This window comes from Marivirga sericea (assembly GCF_900177665.1).
Classification (GTDB): domain Bacteria; phylum Bacteroidota; class Bacteroidia; order Cytophagales; family Cyclobacteriaceae; genus Marivirga; species Marivirga sericea.
The window spans coordinates 194967-218183 of the sequence record NZ_FXAW01000008.1 but is presented as its reverse complement, the minus strand read 5'-3'; the positions used below and the strand labels follow the sequence as shown (position 1 = coordinate 218183).

General features: G+C 34.5%; 19 protein-coding genes and 1 tRNA gene. 4 read left to right on the top strand and 16 right to left on the bottom strand.

Going from position 1 to position 23217, the window contains the following annotated elements; genetic code table 11:
* Positions 1-17: 17 nt before the first annotated feature.
* From B9Y84_RS17550 to B9Y84_RS17540, 3 genes are all read right to left on the bottom strand, one after another.
* Complete coding sequence (locus B9Y84_RS17550; protein WP_139828081.1) at positions 18-1124, bottom strand: serine hydrolase domain-containing protein; 1107 nt, start codon at positions 1122-1124, stop codon at positions 18-20.
* A 389-nt stretch (positions 1125-1513) separates the two neighbouring features.
* Positions 1514-2053: a hypothetical protein gene (locus tag B9Y84_RS17545; protein WP_085518694.1), complete on the bottom strand. Its 540-nt coding sequence runs from the start codon at positions 2051-2053 to the stop codon at positions 1514-1516.
* A gap of 68 nt (positions 2054-2121) precedes the next feature.
* Entirely contained in the window at positions 2122-3237 is a 1116-nt protein-coding gene (locus tag B9Y84_RS17540; RefSeq protein WP_085518749.1) for a tyrosine-type recombinase/integrase, read from the bottom strand.
* Positions 3238-3331: 94 nt separating this feature from the next.
* On the opposite strand from B9Y84_RS17540, the gene B9Y84_RS17535 reads away from it, so the two are divergent.
* Positions 3332-3703 carry a hypothetical protein gene (locus tag B9Y84_RS17535; RefSeq protein ID WP_085518748.1) on the top strand — a complete coding sequence of 124 codons (372 nt, stop codon included), beginning with the start codon at positions 3332-3334 and terminating at the stop codon, positions 3701-3703.
* A gap of 224 nt (positions 3704-3927) precedes the next feature.
* Here B9Y84_RS17535 and B9Y84_RS17530 read toward each other — a convergent pair.
* A tRNA-Leu gene (locus tag B9Y84_RS17530) sits at positions 3928-4011 on the bottom strand.
* A 177-nt stretch (positions 4012-4188) separates the two neighbouring features.
* Positions 4189-6063, bottom strand: a complete 1875-nt coding sequence (locus tag B9Y84_RS17525; protein ID WP_085518693.1) for an ABC-F family ATP-binding cassette domain-containing protein — start codon at positions 6061-6063, stop codon at positions 4189-4191.
* Between the two features lie 293 nt (positions 6064-6356).
* On the opposite strand from B9Y84_RS17525, the gene B9Y84_RS17520 reads away from it, so the two are divergent.
* Positions 6357-7055 (top strand): NUDIX hydrolase, encoded by a 699-nt coding sequence (locus B9Y84_RS17520; RefSeq protein ID WP_085518692.1) that lies wholly within the window; start codon positions 6357-6359, stop codon positions 7053-7055.
* A 5-nt stretch (positions 7056-7060) separates the two neighbouring features.
* On the opposite strand, the gene B9Y84_RS17515 is transcribed toward B9Y84_RS17520, so the two are convergent.
* Genes B9Y84_RS17515 through B9Y84_RS17505 form a run of 3 tightly spaced genes read right to left on the bottom strand, consistent with a single transcriptional unit; the run spans position 7061 to position 10894 of the window.
* Positions 7061-9013, bottom strand: a complete 1953-nt coding sequence (locus B9Y84_RS17515) for a polysaccharide biosynthesis protein (protein WP_085518691.1) — start codon at positions 9011-9013, stop codon at positions 7061-7063.
* 50 nt (positions 9014-9063) lie between these two features.
* Complete coding sequence (locus B9Y84_RS17510; RefSeq protein ID WP_085518690.1) at positions 9064-10185, bottom strand: aminotransferase class I/II-fold pyridoxal phosphate-dependent enzyme; 1122 nt, start codon at positions 10183-10185, stop codon at positions 9064-9066.
* Between the two features lie 4 nt (positions 10186-10189).
* On the bottom strand, positions 10190-10894 hold the full coding sequence (locus B9Y84_RS17505) for an SDR family oxidoreductase (protein WP_085518689.1): 705 nt from the start codon (positions 10892-10894) through the stop codon (positions 10190-10192).
* Between the two features lie 325 nt (positions 10895-11219).
* Between B9Y84_RS17505 and B9Y84_RS17500 the strand changes: the two genes are divergently transcribed.
* Positions 11220-11951, top strand: coding sequence for an MlaE family ABC transporter permease (locus B9Y84_RS17500; RefSeq protein ID WP_085518688.1), 732 nt, complete (start codon positions 11220-11222; stop codon positions 11949-11951).
* A gap of 9 nt (positions 11952-11960) precedes the next feature.
* Positions 11961-12713, top strand: a complete 753-nt coding sequence (locus B9Y84_RS17495) for an ABC transporter ATP-binding protein (protein ID WP_085518687.1) — start codon at positions 11961-11963, stop codon at positions 12711-12713.
* Here B9Y84_RS17495 and B9Y84_RS17490 read toward each other — a convergent pair.
* The 8 genes from B9Y84_RS17490 to B9Y84_RS17455 form a co-directional block, all read right to left on the bottom strand.
* Positions 12710-16138 (bottom strand): hypothetical protein, encoded by a 3429-nt coding sequence (locus B9Y84_RS17490; RefSeq protein WP_085518686.1) that lies wholly within the window; start codon positions 16136-16138, stop codon positions 12710-12712. The two genes, B9Y84_RS17495 and B9Y84_RS17490, sit on opposite strands and share 4 nt — an antisense overlap.
* 2 nt (positions 16139-16140) lie before the next feature.
* Positions 16141-19788 (bottom strand): sensor histidine kinase, encoded by a 3648-nt coding sequence (locus B9Y84_RS17485; RefSeq protein ID WP_085518685.1) that lies wholly within the window; start codon positions 19786-19788, stop codon positions 16141-16143.
* 102 nt (positions 19789-19890) lie between these two features.
* On the bottom strand, positions 19891-20163 hold the full coding sequence (locus B9Y84_RS17480) for a hypothetical protein (RefSeq protein ID WP_085518684.1): 273 nt from the start codon (positions 20161-20163) through the stop codon (positions 19891-19893).
* A 70-nt stretch (positions 20164-20233) separates the two neighbouring features.
* Positions 20234-20821, bottom strand: a complete 588-nt coding sequence (locus B9Y84_RS17475) for a DUF420 domain-containing protein (RefSeq protein ID WP_085518683.1) — start codon at positions 20819-20821, stop codon at positions 20234-20236.
* Positions 20822-21454 carry a hypothetical protein gene (locus tag B9Y84_RS17470; protein WP_085518682.1) on the bottom strand — a complete coding sequence of 211 codons (633 nt, stop codon included), beginning with the start codon at positions 21452-21454 and terminating at the stop codon, positions 20822-20824.
* Positions 21455-21516: 62 nt separating this feature from the next.
* A complete protein-coding gene (locus tag B9Y84_RS17465) occupies positions 21517-21843 on the bottom strand; it encodes a cytochrome C oxidase subunit IV family protein (RefSeq protein WP_085518681.1) in 327 nt (108 codons plus the stop codon).
* Positions 21844-21856: 13 nt separating this feature from the next.
* A complete protein-coding gene (locus B9Y84_RS17460) occupies positions 21857-22603 on the bottom strand; it encodes a cytochrome c oxidase subunit 3 (RefSeq protein ID WP_085518680.1) in 747 nt (248 codons plus the stop codon).
* 23 nt (positions 22604-22626) lie between these two features.
* Entirely contained in the window at positions 22627-23217 is a 591-nt protein-coding gene (locus B9Y84_RS17455; protein ID WP_085518679.1) for a cytochrome c oxidase subunit 3, read from the bottom strand.

Here is a 23217-nt window from a genome sequence, read left to right as displayed (position 1 = left end):
ATGTTATTTACTTTTATCTATTCTATTAAGGAAGGTAAGAGGAAATCCTCTATTATTTTTTTTGCCTGCTCGCCTTCAACGTACTCGCTTCCATAAGCACTTCCTGTTAGGATAATAACAATATTATGTTCAGGGATTACGACCAATTTATTCCCTCCGTTTCCAGAAGCTTCAAAGCCTTTTAATATTTTATTATTATAATTATATTCTTTTACCCACCAAAAATATCCATAATCTCCATCTTCACTTGTCTCAATTTGTCTAGAGGTACTTTCTGATATCCAATCCTTTGGAATTATTTGTTCTCCTTCCCAAATACCATCATTAAGATATAGTAAACCAAAGCGAGCTAGGTCTCTAGGTTTTAATAAATTACCACCCCCTGCAAATTCGTAAGGTGTGGTCTTTGGAGCAATAAACCATTCATTTTCTGTGACTCCAATCTTATTAAATAGATATTTATTTGCAAAATCTTTTAAGCCTAACTGCGATTTCCTACGAATAATCTCTCCTAAAAGATTAGCTCCCCCTGAACAATAGGAAAAATCTTCCCCATTAGGTTTTATCATCGGAAGATTTAAGGTAAATGCAAAGTCATCAGGGACATTAGGGAAATGCATTGTATTCCCTACTGAGTTTTCATCCCAATCATCGCAGTCCCAGCCTGCAGACATAGTTAATAAGTGATGAATTTGAATATTTTCTTTTTCAAGACTTAAATTTTCAATTTTATAATCCTCTCTAAAATGCTGTATTATTTGTTCGTTCTTATTTTTGATATATCCTTTTTCGATTGATATTCCTACCAAGGCTGAAGTGATACTTTTGCCAACAGAAGTTACATTATGTAAACTGTCAGCTTCAAATCCATTAAAGTATTTTTCAAATACTATTTTTTTGTTCTTGACCAAGATTATTGCATCCACTCCATAAAGAGTAGAATCTTTAATTTTACCGACTAAGGAATTTAATATTTTTTCATCAATACCTGAATTTTCAGGTGATTCTATTGCCCATTCAAATGATTGATTACCATTTTCAGATGTTTGGTTCTTACAAGCACTAAAAAATATTAAAAGTAAAAATGGAAACAGTTGAATGACTTTATTTATATGAGTTCTCATAATTTTGATTGGAGTTTTTATGAATTCTTTTAGTTTATTTACCAAAGCAATGTATATGTTCCGCTTAAATTGTAAATAACGCCTACATAAAACCTGTTTGCCAATGTAAGCTATGAAAAGCTAAACTAAGCAATTTATGCGGTTTCCACCAAGGCAGTATGTTGATTAAAGTGATGCTGTCCACCAACGGTAGGTCCAGTGGGTCGGTAAAAACCAGTCCGCCCGATGATGGCAAACACTTGAGTTGACGGAAATACTTTAAAGGCAAGTTGAGCCCTACAATGCTCCGTCCTCCGTTGATGAAGCTGCCACAAAGTGAAAACATAAATTGCTGGCTAGTTACTGCTAACTTTGCTACAAGGTGCGGAGCAAATGGGTTTTATGTGATGTTAGCTGTCTGTTAATTTTGTTCTGACATTAAGGTCATATTTGATGATAAGACTATCAATTGTGTGCACATGTTTGTCAATGAATGGATTAGAAATTTTTGGGTAAGAGAAATTTTCTATTAGTATGAATTCAGGTATTGAAATAGTATTTGTCATACATCCCGAAGTACTTTGAACATAGCTTGAGGTGTCAGATAAGATAGGGATCAAGTATTTGGAGGTCTTATCACTTCCAGTGCGATATAAGCCAAGGAATCCTAGCGTTTTCAAAAGACTATGATCAGTTTCAATAAGTTCGATGAATTCTTTTTCACTCATCTGGGATATTAACCATTTAATTCTTTCGTACTGTTCTGATTTAGTTCCAAATTCACCAATGCTACGGCTTGTAAATTCATATTGATCATCGAGAAATGATTTGATTGAATCTTTAATGAAAGGTCGAATGCTCAATTGTTCTAGTTTGTATTCATTGGATTGTTTTGAAACGCAACTTAGACTTATGGCTATAAGAGATGATATTAGAATTCTATTGAGCATGGTTGATTAAATGACAGCTAACGATTCGCTAAGTGTACCTCGGGGTACACTTATTCAGTTTATATTTTTCAGCAATCTAAGGGATTTTTAATAGTTTTAAAAGTATTTGTGGCTACGTGAGTATATATTTCTGTGGTTTTAGTTGAATTGTGGCCTAGCAATAGTTGAATGTATCGCAAATCAGTTCCTGCTTCTAAAAGATGGGTGGCGAATGAATGCCTAAGCGTATGTGGTTTTACATTTTTATTTATTTTAGCTTGCCTTGCAGCTTTTCTAACAATTTTAACGACACTACTTGCGCTGTAACAATGGTATTCTTTTCCTTCAAATAGATATTCTTTTGGCCTGTATTCTTTGAAATATAATCTTAATTTAAGTAATAGCCTTTCACTTAATATGCTATAGCGATCTTTTTTTCCTTTTGCTTGTTCAATTCTGACAGTCATTCTTTTACTATCAATATCCGAGATCTTTAAATTAAGTAATTCTCCTCTTCTTAAACCAGCGGAGTAAAGTAAACTGATAATACATTGATGTTTTAAATTATAAGTTCTATTAATCATTTCCTGCACTTCCTCTTTGCTTAGTATTTCTGGAAGTTTTTCTTCTTTTATCGGTCTTTCAACATCATAAAACCTGTTAGGCATACCAAGAACTATTTCGTAATAGAATTTAATACTATTAATTGACTGGTTTACAGAGGAATTAGATAATCCATTTTGTATCAGTCTCTGGATAAATGCCTTAATATCATGTTCCTGAATTTCAATTGGGTCTCTTTTTGGAAAGTGTCGGAGAAATTTATCAAAACATATGCAGTAAGTTTTAGATGTTTTTAATGCATACCGTTTCAGTTCTAATTTCTGAAAGTATGCCTCGGGTATTTTAGGGTATTTCTGTCTTAAATCATCAATTTTTAACTCCTCTCCATAAGTGTTGACCGGTTTGTTTGGAGCGAAATACTTCATATTTACCCAAGCTACACCTTTAAAGGTCTTTATTACGGTATAAAAGTTCTGTTGTGTATTCGGTAGGTACACCATTTGGTATTTTTCACTCCATTTAATACCAGATAGTGATTTAATCAAAGCCTGAATAACCTTGTCAGGATAGAATTGAATCCAAATTTTCTTTTCATTACTGATCAGCAAATGCTTGAGCGTTATTTGTTTTTCGAATGCCATAACTTCTTTTTTAATGCAAATACTGACGCTAATTTTAAGTTTTCCAAAATTAACCATAGATTTAAACGTTTAATAAACGTTTAAATCTATGGTTATGAAAGAATGTCCGAATTGTGGTGAAGAAGTAATGGGCAGGGAAGGCAAGAAGTTTTGTAGTGCTTATTGCAAATCTAATTTTCACTATCAAAGAAATAAGGAAAAAGAATCGAGCTTGTTCAAGAAGATCGATAAACAGCTTAAGCTCAATAGAAGGATTCTGAAAAACTATAATCGAGCAGGAAAGGCGACAGTAAAATCTTCTGATCTTTTTCAGCATGGATTTGACCCCAAATACTTCACTCATTACTGGAAAAATAGCAACAAGCAAGTCTATTTATTCTGCTATGAGTTTGGTTTCTTGTTACAGAGAGATGCGAAAGGCATAGAAAAATTCATTTTAGTACAGCATCAATCTTATATGAACTAGCATTTTGGCTTAATTGACATTAAATGCTTCGAAAGAATACAAAAGGCATCAAACTTTTAGTACACAGTTAATTTTTAGATTGTATCGCACTTTTCCTGTTTTGGGTTAAATTTGTTAATTGATTCCGCAAAGGGAGAAAAGAAGGAAAAATAAATTTTGCCACCTATTCTGCCACCTATAAAACAAAAAAGCCCTGAAAATCAAGTGATTAACAGGGCTATGCGTACCTTGGGCCGGAGTCGAACCGGCACGGGTGTTACCCCATTGGTGTTTGAGACCAACGCGTCTACCAATTCCGCCACCAAGGCATTTCAAAAGAAATTGTTAAGGCATTTCCTTAACGGGATGCAAATATAGGTAATGATTTTCAAAAGAAAACTAGAGATAGGTAAAAATATCAAAAAAGAATCTTCAAATAAGCTTCCCTATTTAGCCAAGGACGCAGATAAATACTCAATATGTTAATAATCACATGTTTAGAAAAATTAAGCGTCTAGTTCACTCAACTCTAGCCAACGCATTTCTAATTCTTCTATTTCGAGATTAAGGTTATTCAATTCCTTTCCCCATTTAGTAAAGTCCTCTGCCTCTCCATCTCCACTTGCTAACTTCCTTTCCAGTTCTTCTTTTTGCTTATTTAGTTTGGGGATTTTACTGTCTATTGATTCTAACTCTCTTTTCTCTTTATAGCTTAATTTCTGCTTCTCTTCTGACTTAGCCTTTTCTTTATTAGTGGACTCTTTACTCTTTTCAGGTTTCGCCTTTGGACTTTCATCCTTAGTTGTTCGATAGTGGGTGTAATTACCGTTAAAAATCTTAATCTGATTATCTCCTTCAAATAGGAATAACTGCTCCGTTAGATTATCCATAAAATACCTATCGTGAGAGACTATTATCAAACAACCTTGAAATCTATCGAGGAAATCTTCTAATATAGAGAGTGTCTGTAAATCCAGGTCATTTGTCGGCTCATCTAAAATCAAGAAATTCGGATTCTTAATTAATACCAATAATAACTGCAATCTTCTTTTCTCTCCGCCACTCAATTTATGCACAAAATCATGCTGCTGCTTAGGAGGGAAAAGGAATTTGTTTAAAAACTGAGCGGCTGTTATTTCATTCCCATCAGGCAATTTAAAATGCTCAGCAATTTCCAGCACAACATCTATTACCTTCTTGTTATCGTCAAATTGAATCTCTTGCTGCTTATAGTAACCAAACTCCGTATTAACCCCTAAATCTAATTCCCCTGAATCGGATCTTATTTTACCTGTAACTATATTTAAGAAAGTACTCTTTCCAGTTCCATTTTGTCCTACAATTCCAATTCGATCACCTTTTTTAAATGTATAGCTAAAATCTTCAAATAGCTTTTTATCAGCAAAGCCTTTAGAAACTTTTTTCAATTCTAATATCTTACCTCCCATTCTCTTTTGAGAGACTTCTAATTCAACTTGATCCTTTTTAAGATTTTTAGAGGCTTTATCCTTCAGATCCTGAAAAGCATCTACTCTATATTTAGCTTTAGTTCCTCGAGCTTTCGGCATTCTCCGCATCCATTCTTGCTCTTTCTTCATAAGATTTCTAGCCTTATCTACTTCCAGTTGCTCAATTGATTCTCTTTCTTCCTTTTTAACAAGAAATTCTTCATAGTTACCCTTGTACTTAAAAATCTGTTGACGATCGATTTCCAAAATACCATTACAAACTCTATCTAAAAAATAGCGATCATGAGTTACCATTAATAAGGTCATATTCTGAGTAGCTAAGTAATTTTCGAGCCACTCGATAACATCAATGTCTAGGTGGTTAGTAGGCTCATCCAATATCAAGACGTCTGGCTTAACAATCAATTGGGCTGCTAAAGCAACCCTTTTTTTCTGGCCACCCGACATATGTTCGACTGATTGCTTTATATCATCGATTCCTAATTGCCCAAGTATTTGTTGAACCTGACTTTCATAATCCCAAAGTTGATGTGCTTCCATTTTTTCCATCAATTCTTGAAATCGATTTTGCTCTTTATCATTCATATCCGGATTTTCTGCTAATCGCTCATATTCTTTTATGATATTGAGTGACTCGTGATCGGAGCTAAAAATAGCTTGCATAGCATTTTGACCAGCCTGAAATTGCGGATTCTGTGAAAGAAATCCAACTTTGATCTCATTTCGGAAGCTCAAATTTCCAGAATCTGGCATTTCCTCTCCCATTAAGATCTTTAAAAGAGTGGACTTCCCGGATCCATTGATGCCGACTAAAGCTACTTTTTCGCCTTGCGCTAAACCAAAAGAAATGTTTTCAAACAATACTCTTTCTCCAAAGCTTTTGGTAATGTTTTCTACTGAAAGGTAATTCACGAGTACAAATTATTTATGATGGTGCTATGAAATTCGCCAATCGACTTGACTTTTAAAAATTGGACTAAAGTAATTGCAATTTTGCTCATTCCATAAAGCGAAATTAGGTCTTATATTTAAAATAGTCATGCATATCAAAAAGTATTTCTTTCGCTTCTATTTTTCACTTCAAGATTATGTTTTGGTTGGTAGCTTGAACAAAGAGCATTTCCTCAAATTCCATTTTAAATTCTAAAGTATTAATTGGCACATTCTGAATTATTCTTTTAATTGCATTGCTCAAAACCAATTTTATGAAAGTTTTTATAAATGATGTTCCGCTCTACATAATTCCAATGGACAAAGTAATTGACCGGGAGCATTATGACCTTATTATTGATGCGGAAAAAGAAAAAATTCGATTTGATAATCTAATTGATGATGTACTGATCAGAAAAGGTAGTTTAGCTGATATACTAGAGTTTTATAAATTTTTATCTGCTGACAAGAACAAAAAGCTAGACTCTCTAACTTGCAAGGTTTACGATTATGAAAAAGTAGCTAAGGGCTTTAAAAAAGAATTTAAAATTGTTGCGGCTGCCGGAGGTATTGTGACCAAAAAAGATAAGTATCTCTTTATATATAGATTAAAAAAATGGGACTTACCGAAAGGAAAGCTTGAGAAGAAAGAAAAAGTAGAAGCCGCAGCTGTTAGAGAAGTTGAAGAAGAATGCAATGTGAAAGTAGCCTTGGGCCCTAGGGTATGCAAAACCTGGCATACTTATACCAGAAACGGAAAAAATCACCTCAAAAAAACAAGTTGGTATCACATGACTTTGCAGGAAGATAAAAAAATGAAGCCGCAAAAAGAGGAAGGTATCGAAAAGGTAATTTGGGTGAATAAGGTAGAATTACGAACTGTTCTTTTGACTACCTATCGGTCTATTAGATACGTGATGAAGAAATTTCATGAGTATCAGGAAGGCTTGATAGAGATTAAAAGCAAAAAGTAATACCTTTAACTAATTTTTCTGGTGATACTCCACTTACGTTTTCTTTCACTTGCTAACTCCTGATCTAAAGCTTCAAAACGCGAAGCATGGCTTACGAATTCAGGAAGTATGTTTTTCATTTGCATAATCATTCCCAATTCATTTTCATCATTCATTAGATCATTAAGTTTTTGCAATTCCTTAATAATAGTTTCATGCGCCATTCTTTCTGTTTTAGCAATCAATATCTTTTCGTGGTGAGTTGGTAAGGTAGTTTCCTTATCACCTAGCAATTCTTCAAACAATTTTTCACCTTCGCGAAGACCTGTAAAAACTATTTTAATATCTAAATCTACTTCGTAACCCGAGAGCCTGATCATCTTTTTTGCCAAATCAATTATCTTAATGGATTTACCCATATCAAAAACAAAGATTTCCCCACCAAACCCCATGATACCGGCTTCTATCACTAATTGACAAGCTTCAGGTATAGTCATAAAATAACGGGTTACATCAGGATGCGTAACCGTAAGCGGGCCACCTTTTTCAATTTGCTTTTTAAATAACGGAATCACTGATCCATTGGATCCTAGCACATTGCCAAAACGTGTTGTAATAAATTGAGTATTATTCTTGACATCATGCGAATTGGAATCATTCAACGACTGAACATAAATTTCAGCAAGTCTCTTTGTAGCACCCATTACATTGGTTGGATTCACAGCTTTATCTGTAGAAACCATCACGAATTTCTTTACATTATATTGGACGGAAAGGTCTGCAAGGTTTTTTGTACCATAAACGTTAGTAGCCACCGCTTCAAAAGGATGCATCTCCATTAGTGGAACATGTTTATAAGCTGCAGCATGATAAACGACATCAGGGCGGTATTTATCAAAAACAATCTCTAATCTCCTTTTATTCGCTACATCCATAATCACAGGAACGATCTCAATTTCTTGATTATCGTCAAGATTTGTGAGCTCAATATCTATTGCATACAAGAAAGACTCTGCTTGATCTAATAGTATCAGCTTTTTTGGTTTTACTTTTAGGATTTGTTTAGCGATTTCAGAACCAATAGAGCCTGCAGCACCGGTGATCAACACTGTTTTACCACCAATATTTTCAGACACTTTGGGATTTTCTAACTTAATGGATTCCCTCCCCAGTAAATCTTCAATACGAACCTCTTTAATCTGATTCATACTTAATTCTCCATTTACCCATTTATCTGGGGAAGGCACAGTTCTTACCTTTACATGTGCTTTTAAGCAATAATCTACCAATTCGTTCTTTCGTTCAACCGAGAGATTTGCGATAGCAATAACAATTTCGTGAATATGATATTTTTTTAGGATAGCATCAAGATTATAACCCGCATCATAAATGGGCGCTCCGTTTATAACCTTCCCAACTTTCTTCAAGTCATCATCGACAAAACCAACCACTCGCATTCTGGCATTTGGATCGGCGTCAATTACTTGTTTTGTAATAATACCATATTGCCCTGCACCAAAAATCATCACATTTTTTCGGTGACGAACTGCATCACGATAATATGCAAAAAGATTTTTAACCAGTACGCGGTAAGAAAATAAAATAACCACAGAAAAAATGAAGCTTATTATCAATACTGAAAGCGGAATAATAACACTTCCGGTATACCAGTAATTAAGGTAGCTAACAATTGCTATTAATAAAGTACCAATAAAAGTTGTGTATGAGATTCTTAAACCATCTTCAATTGAAGTATAGCGGATTATACCTGCATAACTTTGAGTCAGAAATATTGCAATTAAGTGGCAGATTAAGAAAAGAACTAAACCTTCTGTGAATTTGAAAGCCAGTACTTCGGCAACATTAAAATTAAACCTTAAAAAGTAGGCCACCACAATGGCAAACATCAACAAAAGTAAGTCGATTAATAAAATTATCCATCTGGGAAGAAAGCTGATATCGTTAATTTTCTTAATCATTTCAATACAAATATAACCTATTTAATATTTTTTTATAATAATTAAAGCTATTATTTAATAAAGTCCTTGATTTTTTCGACAACCAGCTGCTTTTGAACATCCGTTAAGGAAGAACTTGAAGGCAAACAAAGTCCTTTTTCAAATAAATCTTCCGATACTCCTGATAAATAAGCTTTACAATTTTTGAAAATAGGTTGTAAGTGCATTGGCTTCCATAAGGGTCTGGTTTCAATATTATACTTTTCTAATTCTTGTCTTAATTCTTCTGGTTGTGTAGTATGCTTTTCATTAAATAAAACACAGCTCAACCACCTATTACTATAAGCACCTTCAGCTTCTCTTAAGAATTCGAATCCAATTGAGCTTAATTCCCTAGAATAAAAATCATGATTTGATCTTCTATTCTCTACCCACTTATCCAGCACTTTCATCTGACCTCTTCCGATTCCTGCTGCAATATTACTCATTCGGTAATTATAGCCGATTTCAGAATGCTGATAATAAGGCGCTGCATCCCTTGCTTGAGTAGCCAAAAAACGAGCTTTATCAACCCATTCTTTCTTTTGTGATACAAGAGCACCCCCTCCGGAAGTGGTAATAATTTTGTTCCCATTAAAGGAATAAACGCCAAAATCACCGAATGTACCTAAGGGTTTCCCCTCTAAAGTTGCGCCTAATGCTTCTGCCGCATCTTCTATAATCGGAATATCGTACTTTTCCGCGATGGCCTTTACTTCCTTGATTTTTCCTGGCATACCATAAAGATGGACAAATATAATCGCTTTAGGTTTCTTGCCTCTTGCAACATAATCTTTAATAGCTTTTTCCAAAAGTTCAGGATCCAAATTCCATGTTTCCTCTTCACTATCGATTAAAACTGGTTCAGCTTGCTGATAAACGATAGGGTTTACGGTAGCTGAAAAAGTGAAGCTTGACGCCATCACTACGTCATCTGTTTTAACTCCTAATAAAATCAACGCTAAATGGATTGCTGCCGTACCAGAACTTAAAGCAGCAGCGTACGGGATATTATTGTAATCTTGAATATCTTGCTCAAAGCCATTTACATTTGGACCTAAAGGTGCTATCCAATTCTCTTTGAATGCATGTTGTATGTATTTGATTTCTTCGCCTCCCATATGGGGAGCTGATAAAAATATTCTTTCATCCATGGATTTATATATCTCCTAATTGAGGTCTTAAAACAATTTCTTCTACTACTGTCCTATCTGATAACGAATAAGCTGACCAAACAGATTCCGCCACATCTTCGGCTTTCATAAATCTTTCATGAGGCAAGTCAACTCCTTCCCAGCTTGCTGTATAGGTTGCTCCAGGAAGAACGGCAGTTACTCTGATCCCTTCTTCTTTCAGTTCCTCACGCAAGCATTTGGTAAATCCTTGCATGGCGTATTTAGTAATACTGTAAGAACCACCACTCGAATAAGCAGTAATTCCAGCTATACTACTCATAGAGAAAATGTGTCCCTTTTTATTTGGCAAAATTGCCGGTAAAAGCCCCCTTGTCAGATGATAGGCAGAATATAAATTAGTATTCATCATCATTTCTAAATTACCTTCCGGCTCATCTTGTATACTACCTGGCAGGAAAACGCCAGTATTATTGACTAGCACATCAACTTTAGGTGTAGTTTTTAAAACAAACTCAGAAAAACTATGCACATCGTCTTTTTTAGATAGGTCGGCAGCTTTAATATAAACTTTATTACCATACAATTTTTCAACTTCTTCTTTTAATACCTCTAAATCAGCTAACTTCCTGGAACAAGTAATAATATCAAATCCATTTTCAGCAAAACAAAGTACTAAAGCTCTTCCAATACCTTTTGTTCCTCCTGTAATCACTATAAATTTATTCATTTGCTATTTGAGTTATCTTTGATTTGAAAGCACGAAACTACGCAATAAACTTGAAGTTCTACAAACTTACAAAGCTCATTAGCGTATTAGATTAGAATAATCAGATTTATAATGTAAAAATCCAATTACATTCAAAGAATTGAAATAACTTTTATTGTAAAGAAAAATTTCATGCTAACTTTAAATTTGAAGAAGCAAAAAACAACAACCTTTTGAAATGAATTTAGATAAATCTGGACAGATTTTCTTTAACTGTCTGGTAATATGCATAATAATTTCAAATTCTATTCCACGTAGGAAAGAGCGTGCATAAAAAATTACACACATGAAATCGATAGGAGCCTATTTTATATTTTTGGGAAGTATGTTTGTGAGGCGCGAGTCCTTTTCATCCTACTTCAAGCTTACAATCAACGAATGTATTTCCATCGGTTGGAATTCAATTCTGATAGTTGCGATTACTTCCACCTTTATGGGTGCAGTTACCACTGTCCAAACTGCTTATAATTTGGTCAGTCCCTTAATTCAAAACTATGTGGTGGCTCAGGTTACCAGAGAGATGGTCGTTCTAGAGTTAGCACCAACAATTACCGCTATTGTTATTGCTGGTAAAGTAGGGTCTAGTATAGCTAGTGGTTTGGGGACGATGAGGATAACTGAGCAAATAGATGCATTGGAGGTTATGGGAGTGAACGCGTCCTCCTATTTAGTATTACCAAAAATTATAGCTGCAATGATTATGTATCCGCTACTAGTCGTTATAGCTGGATTTCTTGCTTTATATGGTGGCTATATAGCCGGCACCATGACTGGCATATTGACTGAAACTGAATATGTCTATGGAATTAGAATTGATTTTAATCCGTTTACTGTTTCTTTTGCACTTATAAAGTCAATCGTATTCGCATTCTTGATTGCTTCGATTTCAGCTTTTCAAGGCTTTTTCACGACTGGAGGAGCACTTGAAGTAGGTAAATCCAGTACTAGTGCTGTAACGAAAAGTTGTATTGCAGTACTTTTAGCTGATTACATTTTAGCAGAATTATTATTAAACTAAGACTAAGAGATGATTGAAATCAAAAATATATCCAAGTCCTTTAATGGAACTCAAGTTTTAGAAGACATCTCTGGAAATTTCGATAGAGGGATTACTAATCTTATAATTGGCGCCAGCGGAACTGGTAAAAGTGTTTTGCTGAAATGTATAGTAGGCTTAATTACACCAGAAGAAGGAGAAGTGCTCTATGATGGGCGTGCATTTCTGAAAGCCGATAAAGAAGAGAAAGCGCAAATGAGACGAGAAATAGGAATGCTTTTTCAAGGAGGTGCATTGTTTGATTCCAAAAATATTGAGGAAAACGTTATGTTTCCTTTGGATCTGTTAACAGACATGAAAAAAGACGAAAAACTTGACCGTGTTAATAATGTATTAAACCGAGTAGGTCTTGAGAATATTAATAAAAAAATGCCTGCTGAAATTAGTGGTGGTCAGAAAAAAAGAGTGGGAATTGCCAGAGCAATTGTAAATGATATAAATTATTTGTTTTGTGATGAACCAAATTCAGGTCTTGATCCTAGAACTTCCTTACTAATTGATGAATTGATTCAAGAAATTACTCATGAATTAAATGTTACAACCATCGTAGTGACTCACGATATGAATTCTGTCATGGGAATAGGTGAGCATATCATGTATTTAGCTAAAGGGAAAAAATTGTGGGAAGGAACATCTGAAACGATTTTGACTTCGGGTCAAGAAGATCTTGAAGATTTTATTTTTGCAAGTAAGTTTATGAAGAAGTTAAGAAAGACTCTTTAGAATAAGGCAGTTAACTGAACGCTTCCATTATGAATCGTTTTTTGCTCTTCGCTTTTTCTGCCTATATATTGAATAATAAGATTTAAATCACCTATAATTTTTCTCCTTAGAGATACATTCCATACGTAATTACGTCCGGCACGGAGCCCTTCAAACATTTCATAAGCAAGAGGACTCTGATTGTCCTCCAATTTCGAAACAACGCTAACATAACTGATCTTAGACTCCAAAATACCCTTATCTGATTGAATCAGTTTGTTCGATATCTCTAGAGAATTAACTAAGACCTCACCTCCAATTGCTTCGTCAGGACTCCATTTGTTTTCATTTTTATAGGATACCCTGACTCTCAGATTATTATTTCCTTGCCACATTATACTAGGAATTACCGCTTCTGAACTAAACTGATAATCCCTTTCTTCCACCCTATCTGAAAAAGATTTATTCTGCATAGATTTATAAAGCGTACTTAAATTCCAATCGTTGAAAGCATTGAAAGTTCCTGAAAAATGAAAACTACTTCTGTCCATACCTTCAAAACCGTCTAAAAGCAACTGTTTTCTATTCGATTCCGACCATCCCGACTCTAAAAATGCTTTCCCTCCTCGATTATAAAAGAAATTCGATTTCCAAAGGTTTCGGGAGGATAGGATATTTTCATTCTCCCGAATATTGAAAGGTGAGATTCTATCTTTCCAATCTTCAAAAGTGTTTTTAGTGTCTAAATTGGCATTAAAACTCCCAGATAATTTACCTAAGTACTGCAGTAAATTATTAGATTTAGACCATCCAACTGGCATTTTCCATCTAAGTTGATATTGTAGATCATTAATAAAAGCAGTTTGATAGTCATTTCCCATCGTCAATACTTTTACATAATTCCTATCTCCATAATCTGTTTCATCCTCAAAAAACTCATTAAGTTCTTGCTCCCCATTTTCATTTAAATCAGACCAGGAGTGTGTTCCTATTCCTATTGCTACTTCCATGAAGAAATAGCTTCTTTGTAAAACTCGTCCCGTTCCAGTTTGAAAACTTAGATTTTGAATGATATTGTCATTCCAAAACGAAGATTGCCAATTCAATCCCCCTTGAAGATATTGTTCAGACTGCGCAGAATCGGATCTCTGTTGAATACTTCTTCTCAAAAAGTTGGTGGAAAGCTTATGGGCCTGTCCTAAAAAAAAGGTAGACTTCAATTGTGTATTCTGAGCATCTTCAGAAGCTGTCATTATCCCTTCATAAGGTCTTTTATCTGCTCTGAATTCATGTGATAAACTGAACTTCCATTTACTAGAATCTTCTCTATTAATATAGAACTGATGACTATCAAAAAACTGAAAACTTCCACTTAGCTGATCATTTCTATGAATTTGATGCCGTTGGGTTCTGAATCTATAACCCGGCATTATTTTAAATTTAGCATATTTAAAATCAACTAAGGCCTTTTTCCAATCAGTATTGAAATCGCCATTTTCACCTTCCATTAAGAATGCATTGATCCTTATTCTAAAATCACCACTACTTTCGAAATTGACATTGTGCTGAAATCCATTCCCGCTATTTTCTTTTTGCCTTAGGGCCAAATCATAGGCCAGTGTTTGATTCTTATTCGATATACTAGTTCCCAGTCTTATCAAATGTTCCTCCCCAGCTTGCAAATTAGCCGACTCCTCTTCTCCCCAATCTCTATTAAAATCCAATGCACGGAATGGCTGAACTGGTGCAAAACTTGAATCTAAATATTCATACTTGATAAAATAATTGATTTTGGTGTCCTCTAAAAAATGGATGGGCTTAGGAGAAGATTGAAATCCCAGGGAGACTGCATTCCCATTTAATCTTGAGTTATCTTTGTTAAATCGATTACTGACAAATTCAGAGCCTGCGTACTCGATACTTATATTTGATTCATCATTCAACTGATAATTTAATCCAATGTTAAGAACTCTTTGGTTTTGAGGTAATGCCATTCTTTTGATGGGTTCATAATTTCCCTGAGGAATTTCATCGATTGGGGCTACCCATTCATAAACTACATCATTTGAAGCATAATTAGCAATTCGATAATTTCCATTGTGCTCACCTACCATAGTAAAGCTCAATTGATAGTGCGCAATTTTAGGATCATGTGAAAACTCAAATATTTGAAAAACCTTTGCATTCACCATCGTATCAACCTTTGCATATCTCGTTTTATTTAGAGTAAAGCCTAAACTGTCAGTGGCAGGAATTTCCGCATACTTTGAGTTCCCTATTAGAGAAGATAATTCATCCAAATCAGCCTGACTTAAGTCTTTTATTTGACTGTCTGGCTTATCAGTTTGCTGAAAGTAGCCAATATTTAGATCCAACTTACCAATTGATTGCTCATGTATTAAGGATGTCACATTTCGATTATACTGCCTGTCTGAATACTCAAACTCGATTTGAATCACGCTATATTTTGATATATAAATATTAGCATTAAATGTGATCTCTGCAGCATTATAATCAATTACGTAATCATTTTCCAGACCTCTCTGTAATTGGTTGCCATCTAAAAACACTTTTTCCGAACCTGCTATTATAAAAATAAAAGGTTCATTTTGCGGCCCCTCCACCCGATACGGCCCTAATACCCCCTCCATAGGCGCTATATTTTGCACACCTGTCTTACTTCTTGCAAAAGAACTTACAATCTGGGTATTTGCATCTGTAGAATCAAACGACAGTCTTGAAGATGAGACACCCAACCCTTGTACCTGCCGATTATATTTTAAGAAATTCAATTGATCACTGGATCGAATATTCAAATCACCAGCTTCAAGTCCCCAATTCTTATGGAGCAGTTGAACGTTCACTCGATCAAAATCTTGCAGTCTTTGAGTATTACCCTCTGGTTCAAAAGGCATTTGCTGATCAGTCATTCGGGCCTGAAGCCTCAATTCATCAGAAATATCACCTGAAATTGTTAAGTCCATTACTGAATGCATCATTGCAGATTGCTGCGCCCCAGCGGACACGGATCGCATGAAAGCCCCTGAAATCTCAATACCGCCCAAACCAAGCATTTCTTGGGTTGTTTTTGGGGTAATATTCTCTGTATAAATCTCTTCTCTAAATCTTGCAGTACTATCGAAAAAATATTCAGGAACTGCTGTGGAAACAATTTGCTGATTTCTCTGAATATAATTATAACAAACGTAGAGCGTATCGCTCGAATTTCCTTTATCTATCTTCAAAAATCCGTCTGAGAGTTGATGAGACACTGTCTCTCCAGATTGACTTTGAATCGCAATAGAATTGGGAATGATAAGGACAGAGTCGGGTAAGGATATTGCTGAATAAGTGGTTTCGAGGCAGTAATTTTGGGCATTCGTGAGCATCGGACTTATAAAAAAGCCCAACAAAACAAAAAAGCCGAATTTTTCTACCCAGTTCAAAACTACTTCAGTCTCTTTAATTCAATATAAAAGATTGTACCCTTATTGGGCTCTGATTCAAACCAAATTTCTCCCCCAGCATGTTCAATTCCTCGCTTGGCAATTGCTAATCCAATACCGGAACCACTTGATTTTGTCGTAAAGTTAGGTAAAAATACTTTGTTATAATTGTCTTCAGGTATGCCCATACCATTATCTCGAATTGATATCTTCACATGCTGATCGATCAATTCAATTTTTAAAGTGACTTCTACCTTACTATCTCCTGATCCACTTTGTAATGCATTCAGAACCATATTATTAAAGGTCCTCTCCATTATTTTAGGATCGGCTAAGGCATAAATATCTTCCTCAGGTAAATTTAAGTTGATATTGACATTCTCTGCTTTAAAAAAGTCAACGACCTTTTTTACTATTTCACTAATACAAATCCTTTCGTTTGCAGGAATAGGCATTTTAGCAAATGAAGAAAAAGAAGTTGCTATATCACTTAAATTCTCAATTTGCGATAAGATGCTATCAATTTTTGCAGAAGCATCAGGCATTGGGCCATCTGATCGTTGGATTTTCATCTGAAGATGCTGCAAAGAGAGCTTCATTGGCGTAAGCGGATTCTTAATTTCATGTGCCACTTGCTGAGCCATTTCTCGCCAAGCAGACTCCTTTTCTGTTTTACTGAGTGCAAGTCTACTCTTCTCCAGTTTCAGAAGCATTTGGTTATATTCTTTAATTAGCAAGCCAATTTCATCATCTACTTGCCAGCTTATAGGTTTATTTTCAGCAGATAGATTAACTTGAGACAATTTCTGCTTAAGTAGGTTTAAAGGCGAAGTTAGAATTTTAGTTGCTGCATAAGCCAAAAAGATGAATATGATAAATGAACCCACAAAAATATTAAAAACATTATTCAATAGGTCGGTCAAAAGCAGATCATACTCTTTATTCGATTTAAAAAATGGACTACCCAAAATGGCTAACAACTCGCCTGAATTAAAGGAACGAATCCCAACATACGCAGATTGATAATTGAGATTTCCAACCTGTTCCTCCAGTGTGATCATTTTTTGACCATTCTGATAAATTGAAGCATAAGCTTGCGGGTTAATTTTATAGGATAGCAAGTTTTTCTCAAACACTTGGGGCTGACTCGTAAGAAATAATTGACCATTTAAATCATAAAGATTTATATCTGCATTGATGATTTTCGTAATAGTGGAAATTTCATTACTTAAATTGGCCTTATCAACGATTCCATTTTCATACTCCATTAACAAGGGAACTAACTGGCCTGCGACTCTATTCGTATTTTCTTCATATTTGGAAACTATATCATCTAAAAAAGTAGCATTCACAAATCCAATGGTTGATATACTTACCGATAAGAGCGGAATTAAAAATGCAAGTGAAAAATACAATTGAATTTTAGCACTAAGCCCAATGGTTCTTGTTTTCCAATAAATTTTAAGGAACTGAATAGCTGAAATAGTGAAAACCAATATAAAGCATAGAATAAAGAAGAACGAAATATTAGAAAAAAAGCGATACCAAAAATTACTCACTTTACTGAACAGTAACTTTTCATCATTATCCACTACAACATTAAATTGAAAGTCCCCTTCCGATTGAATTTTAAGAAGCTGACGATCATTTGTGATTTCTTTTTGGACAAAATCAGGGAAATTAATGTCGCCTACACTATAAGATAATGTATCGTTCTTATATAGCGCATAATCATAAGGCGTCTCGGAAAAAATTGGAACATTGCGATTTCTTACTAATAATTCTGGAAACACATTATCTGGCCTGATCTTCTTCGGCTTAAATTCCAAAACAATTTTAGCAAATACAAAATCGTAGTGCTTGATCTCAAAAACGTAAATGTATTTTCTCTGTAACTGATTTCCCTCTGTGTTGCCTACCAAATACAGTTTTATTTCTCCTCTCCTGTTTCGTTCATTCATCTGCTGGATTGGATAAGATGAGGACATGGGTAGAGTGCCACTAGGATAAATAGTATTTCCCCCTGCATCGAAAATTTTAACAGACTTATCATACTTATCAAAATAATCATTCAAATAATACTTTTCTATCTTATCAACTATCGTTTTATATGGAGTTAAAGGCATCAAAAACTGCCTCTTAATATACTCATCTTGTCTCAGACTTTCGTCCAACTGCACCAGCATATATTCAGCTAATACATCATTTCCGTTGATGATTCTATCAGCCAAAATGTTTCTTTGCATTGCTTCGCTCTTTTTCTCTAACGATTGCACTGCAATGGAATTTACTACTGCGACAGCCGTAATCAATAAAAACAAATATATGAAGCTCAAGAAATTTATGCTCTCTAATGCCTTTCCAAGCTTAGCAAAATAAATAACTGCATTTAATATGAGAACAGTACCCCCAATCCAAACAATGGCATAGCCAAAAAAGAACGTAAAAAACAAAAAGAGACCAAAACAACATAATTGAATTAATACAAAACGTATAGGGTCTAGGTGTTGAGAAGCATTGTAGAAATGTGTTAATGTAAATACCTGAAATGTCAGAAAACCAAACAGCAAAACAATCCCAAAGGATAAAATCTGAAATATGCTGAATTCGATCGACAAAGTACTATCTAGGCCCCAATTAGAATGGATATAGATAAGATAAATAAAATAGAAAACACTAATTGTAGCCAAATAAGAGAGCAAATTCACCAAGAGCATTATGTTAGTTTTTCCTTTTGAAAGCTCTTTCAAGTACTTTGAAATTTGCTTAATCGAAAAATGCCCCATCAAGAAAAATAGCACACAATTTATTATCAAATAACCTAAGGAGGGATTAAAATCGGAAGAAGCAAAAAACTTAGGATCAAAGAGACTTAAGACCTTAAAATGAAAAGGAAAATCGAAAATTTCCATCATCCCCCATATGGCACAGATTCCAGTTATAAATACCACTAGCTTTACCGAAAGGAATTTTCTCTGTTTACTGAAATTCCAAAGTAGAAGAATCAGCATCCCGACCAACATAAACTCTAACAGAAGAATACAATAATGCAGTGCCTTATTATAATTTTCGAAATTTTCAAATAATGAAATAAAGAAAATCGGTTCCCCTTCTAAATCCCTCAAAGCAAAAGATCCGTCCACTTTGGAATGATGAAGTCTGATGTTCGATGGGGGCAATATATCAGTATTATAACTAGACTGAATATACTCATTATTCACATCATAATATTCAAATAGAGGAACTACAGACACTAGGTTTATCTGACCATTTTTTGACTTTATAGAATATTCTAGATATTGACCTGCCGACTTATTAACAAAATACCAGCCTTCTTTCCGATACTTCTTAGACTCCGGGGCGAAATGTTCATCAGACCAATAAACCAAAGAAGTATTCTTAAAGATAAAGAAAGGATAGGCACTATTAATGGCATTCAAAGACTCGAAATCAAGAGAATTATTTCTTTCAAAATAATTCTTCCATTCTTTCTTAGCATTTTCAACCTTTCGAAGTTCTTGATGGAGCCTAGTTTGTGTTTTCGCAATGAAGTTCTCTTGATCTACTTCTTTAGAATGATAGTAACTTCTAAGTGAGGTTATTAACGTTATTAAAACGAACACTACAATAAAAATAGAATACTTCTTCACAGCAAATTGATGAATTTACAAAGCATCAATATAGCAATAATCATACTGGAGTTTGAATCTAAAATTGAAATAGCTGTAAATATGTAAATTGGATAGCACTTATTACGAATGCTGTCTTCTTGAAAGGAGTTCTTTAATATTGATTTTTCTATTCTGTTTTTTACTGTTTCTATACCATAAAACACCAATCACCATCGCGACTAGATAAGGAGCAGCAAAGAGATATAAGATCCCAAAATTTAATGAGCTGGCAATTCCTATCTCGCCATTATTGACATTATTTTCAACAGTAGCTCGACACATTGCGCATTGAGCTAAGATCTCATTAAGATTAATAAAAAGGAAGGCAAATACCAAAAACAGTAACTTCTTCATTATTATAATTTTTAAATAGAACTGATAAATACTCCCATAAGTTCTCTTACATTAAGATAAAACAATTTTATTAGTAGGAATAATATGGACTAATCATAAAATAAACTACAACACCGGTGACTGACACTATCAACCATATCGGAAATGTCCATTTCACAATCTTTTTATGTTTCTCAATCTTATCGGTTAGCGCATAATAAAACGCAAAGAGTACGAATGGTACTACCACAGCAGCCAACACAATATGAGGTAATAAAATACCCAAATAAAATCCTCTCCAAAATATCACATCTTTACTTTTCTCCACCTCATCTAATATTCCATTACCATTTACATCACCATATATAGTGGAATCAGCCGTAGAATGATAAATCACATAGCTGATTAAAAATAAGCTGCCTAAAGTAAAAGCGATTGACATCATGCTTTTATGAGCAATAATATTCTTTTGTTTAATAAAATACACGCCCAGAAGGAGTACAATTGTGGTAATCGAATTAAAAGTAGCATTCAAATGCGGTAAAATATATACCCAGTCCCCTGCTCCTTCAATCTTTTCAGGAGCAAAAATTAATATCCCAACAAGAACTGGAATAGCAATTGACAAGCCCCAAATCAACTTAATATATGACTTTTGTTTTGTATCTAGCACTTTCATTTACTTATTACTTAATAAAACTCTGATCTCTAAAATCAATCTGTCTACCTCTTTTGTTTCATATCCATCATAATAGCCTCTAATCTTGTTGTCTTCATCCAATAAAACTAAAGTATTTTCCACAAGAAACGTTTCTTCAGAAGGATGCTTGCTGCCCCATTCCTCAGTGGGAAACCCGAATAAGCAATTCACTAACCAATCCGTATGACTCTCAGAATAAAGATAGGTTTTCGCTCTATCTTCAGCCAAGAAGGATTTATAATTCACATTAGTTTCTTCTTCACCAACTGCTATCAAGCTTAGGACATTCAGTGATAAATCATTGAAGGTGTTGAAAACTCTATTCAGTTCATTTTTTATAGTTTGAATTTGCGAATCTTGCAGATTAGGGAAATGAACTACTTTAAAGTCTACTTGGTAAACATCCTCAATCTTAAAAGAATCTCGTTGGTTCAAATCGGAAAATATAACAGAACTTTTCTCGACTATTGAGTCATTACAATACAATTTATCTTCATTTTCAAAAAACACCGGTAATGCAAACTCATTTTCACCATAAGACCTCAAAAACAAATAAAGTATTACAGGAAAACTGAGGGTAATCAGTAGAATTAAAATTTTCGTCTTCTTCATAAACAAAAAAATCAGGCCGATTTAAAGCAGCCTGATTATATATATATTCAAATTGTAAAAGCTTAGTTCCTGATATTAAAGATTGCGGTGCCTTCTACCATTAAAGCTACTACAAGCCATAAAATCAATATAGTAGGAATCATAATAGACCAGATCAACGCTTTCTGTTCATGCTTTAAGTGCATAAACTCAGCCACTATATAAAAGGCCTTCACTATTGTTAATCCAAGGAATATAGAGACTAGAATAATCCCTCTTGGTAAAGTGAAAGCAAAAATAAATTCAATTATTGTTACAATTGCCAATATAGCAGCGACTTTCCAAATCTTCTTGGTCTTTTCCTTATCTTCAGGGATTACCTGAACATTATTAGTTTCTTCTTGTGACATATCTTAAGTAAAGTTAAATCAAGTAAAAAAGTGTAAATACGAATACCCAAACCAAATCGACAAAGTGCCAATACAGTCCCGTTTTTTCAACCATTTCGTAATGTCCTCTTTTTTCATAGGTGCCTACTACTGCGTTGAAGAATATGATAAAATTAATAACAACCCCACTAAAAACGTGGAATCCGTGAAATCCCGTTATAAAAAAGAATAAAGAAGCAAATAGTGGAGGACCATACTGATTTTCTGTAAGATTCGCACCAAAAATTGTCTCTCCCATCGCATTGACTGTTCCTTCAGCAGTTCCATGGATAAAGTGACTCCACTCCCAAGCTTGACAAGCTAAGAAGGTTAAACCTCCAATAATGGTCCACAGCATCCATTTGATCACGCCCTTACGGTCCATTCTGTGACCAGCTTCAACCGCTAACACCATCGTAACGCTACTTAAAATCAAAATAAATGTCATGATTCCAACGAAAATCAATGGCGCGTGCACTCCATGCAAGAATGGAACTGCTTCAAAAACCATTTCAGGAATCGGCCAGTATTCTGTGCTGAACGTAAATTCAGAAACTGTACCCTGATAAGCAGGATGTGCGTAGCGAATTAGACCATAAGTTATTAATAAAGCTGAAAAAGAAAATGCATCTGATAAGAGGAAAAACCACATCATGAGTTTTCCATAACTAGCATTCATAGGGGCTACTCCACCTCCCCATCTGCTTTTGGTAGTAGTATCGATTGTTGCAGTAGTTGCCATAAATTTAACTGTTCAAAATAGGATTAATGATTTAACAACAAAAATATATATAAATATACCCAAAGTCCATCTAAAAAGTGCCAATATGTTGTACACATTTCCATTTTCACCATATTTTTAGAATGAACCTTGTATTTAAAAGCCGAAAATAACATAATTAATATAAATATCAGCCCCGAAATCAAATGAAATGCATGCAAACCTGAAATTACATACAAAAAAGATCCTGAAGGATTCCCAACAAAGTAAACATCTCTATCTACTAATGCTCCCCAGGCTTCATACTGCCCTACAAAAAAGGCCACAGACAAAACAGCTGTTAACATCATGAAAAGCTTCAGATTTTTAAAGTTATTCTTTTTGGCGGCTAAATAAGCTAAATGCATCGTTACACTACTAGCCACTAAAATAATGGTATTGTACAAAAAGACATTGGGTAATTCAAAAATCAACCAGTTACCCTCAGATTGTCTTACAATGTAAGCACTTGTCAAAGCAGCAAAAATCATCACTACAGTGACAATAAATAACCACAATGCAAATTTTAGCGGGTGCATCGAAAGTATTTTTATACTTGGTTGTAGTTGTTGTTCTTTGTTTAAAGAAGTTTCCAT

What these genes read in the sequence shown, in the direction of transcription:
- B9Y84_RS17550 (WP_139828081.1), bottom strand. Translation starts at nt 1,124, where the DNA reads ATGAGAACTCATATAAATAAAGTCATTCAACTGTTTCCATTTTTACTT.
- B9Y84_RS17545 (WP_085518694.1), bottom strand. Translation starts at nt 2,053, where the DNA reads ATGCTCAATAGAATTCTAATATCATCTCTTATAGCCATAAGTCTAAGT.
- B9Y84_RS17540 (WP_085518749.1), bottom strand. Translation starts at nt 3,237, where the DNA reads ATGGCATTCGAAAAACAAATAACGCTCAAGCATTTGCTGATCAGTAAT.
- B9Y84_RS17535 (WP_085518748.1), top strand. Translation starts at nt 3,332, where the DNA reads ATGAAAGAATGTCCGAATTGTGGTGAAGAAGTAATGGGCAGGGAAGGC.
- B9Y84_RS17520 (WP_085518692.1), top strand. Translation starts at nt 6,357, where the DNA reads ATGAAAGTTTTTATAAATGATGTTCCGCTCTACATAATTCCAATGGAC.
- B9Y84_RS17515 (WP_085518691.1), bottom strand. Translation starts at nt 9,013, where the DNA reads ATGATTAAGAAAATTAACGATATCAGCTTTCTTCCCAGATGGATAATT.
- B9Y84_RS17510 (WP_085518690.1), bottom strand. Translation starts at nt 10,185, where the DNA reads ATGGATGAAAGAATATTTTTATCAGCTCCCCATATGGGAGGCGAAGAA.
- B9Y84_RS17505 (WP_085518689.1), bottom strand. Translation starts at nt 10,894, where the DNA reads ATGAATAAATTTATAGTGATTACAGGAGGAACAAAAGGTATTGGAAGA.
- B9Y84_RS17500 (WP_085518688.1), top strand. Translation starts at nt 11,220, where the DNA reads ATGAAATCGATAGGAGCCTATTTTATATTTTTGGGAAGTATGTTTGTG.
- B9Y84_RS17495 (WP_085518687.1), top strand. Translation starts at nt 11,961, where the DNA reads ATGATTGAAATCAAAAATATATCCAAGTCCTTTAATGGAACTCAAGTT.
- B9Y84_RS17480 (WP_085518684.1), bottom strand. Translation starts at nt 20,163, where the DNA reads ATGAAGAAGTTACTGTTTTTGGTATTTGCCTTCCTTTTTATTAATCTT.
- B9Y84_RS17475 (WP_085518683.1), bottom strand. Translation starts at nt 20,821, where the DNA reads ATGAAAGTGCTAGATACAAAACAAAAGTCATATATTAAGTTGATTTGG.
- B9Y84_RS17470 (WP_085518682.1), bottom strand. Translation starts at nt 21,454, where the DNA reads ATGAAGAAGACGAAAATTTTAATTCTACTGATTACCCTCAGTTTTCCT.
- B9Y84_RS17465 (WP_085518681.1), bottom strand. Translation starts at nt 21,843, where the DNA reads ATGTCACAAGAAGAAACTAATAATGTTCAGGTAATCCCTGAAGATAAG.
- B9Y84_RS17460 (WP_085518680.1), bottom strand. Translation starts at nt 22,603, where the DNA reads ATGGCAACTACTGCAACAATCGATACTACTACCAAAAGCAGATGGGGA.
- B9Y84_RS17455 (WP_085518679.1), bottom strand. Translation starts at nt 23,217, where the DNA reads ATGGAAACTTCTTTAAACAAAGAACAACAACTACAACCAAGTATAAAA.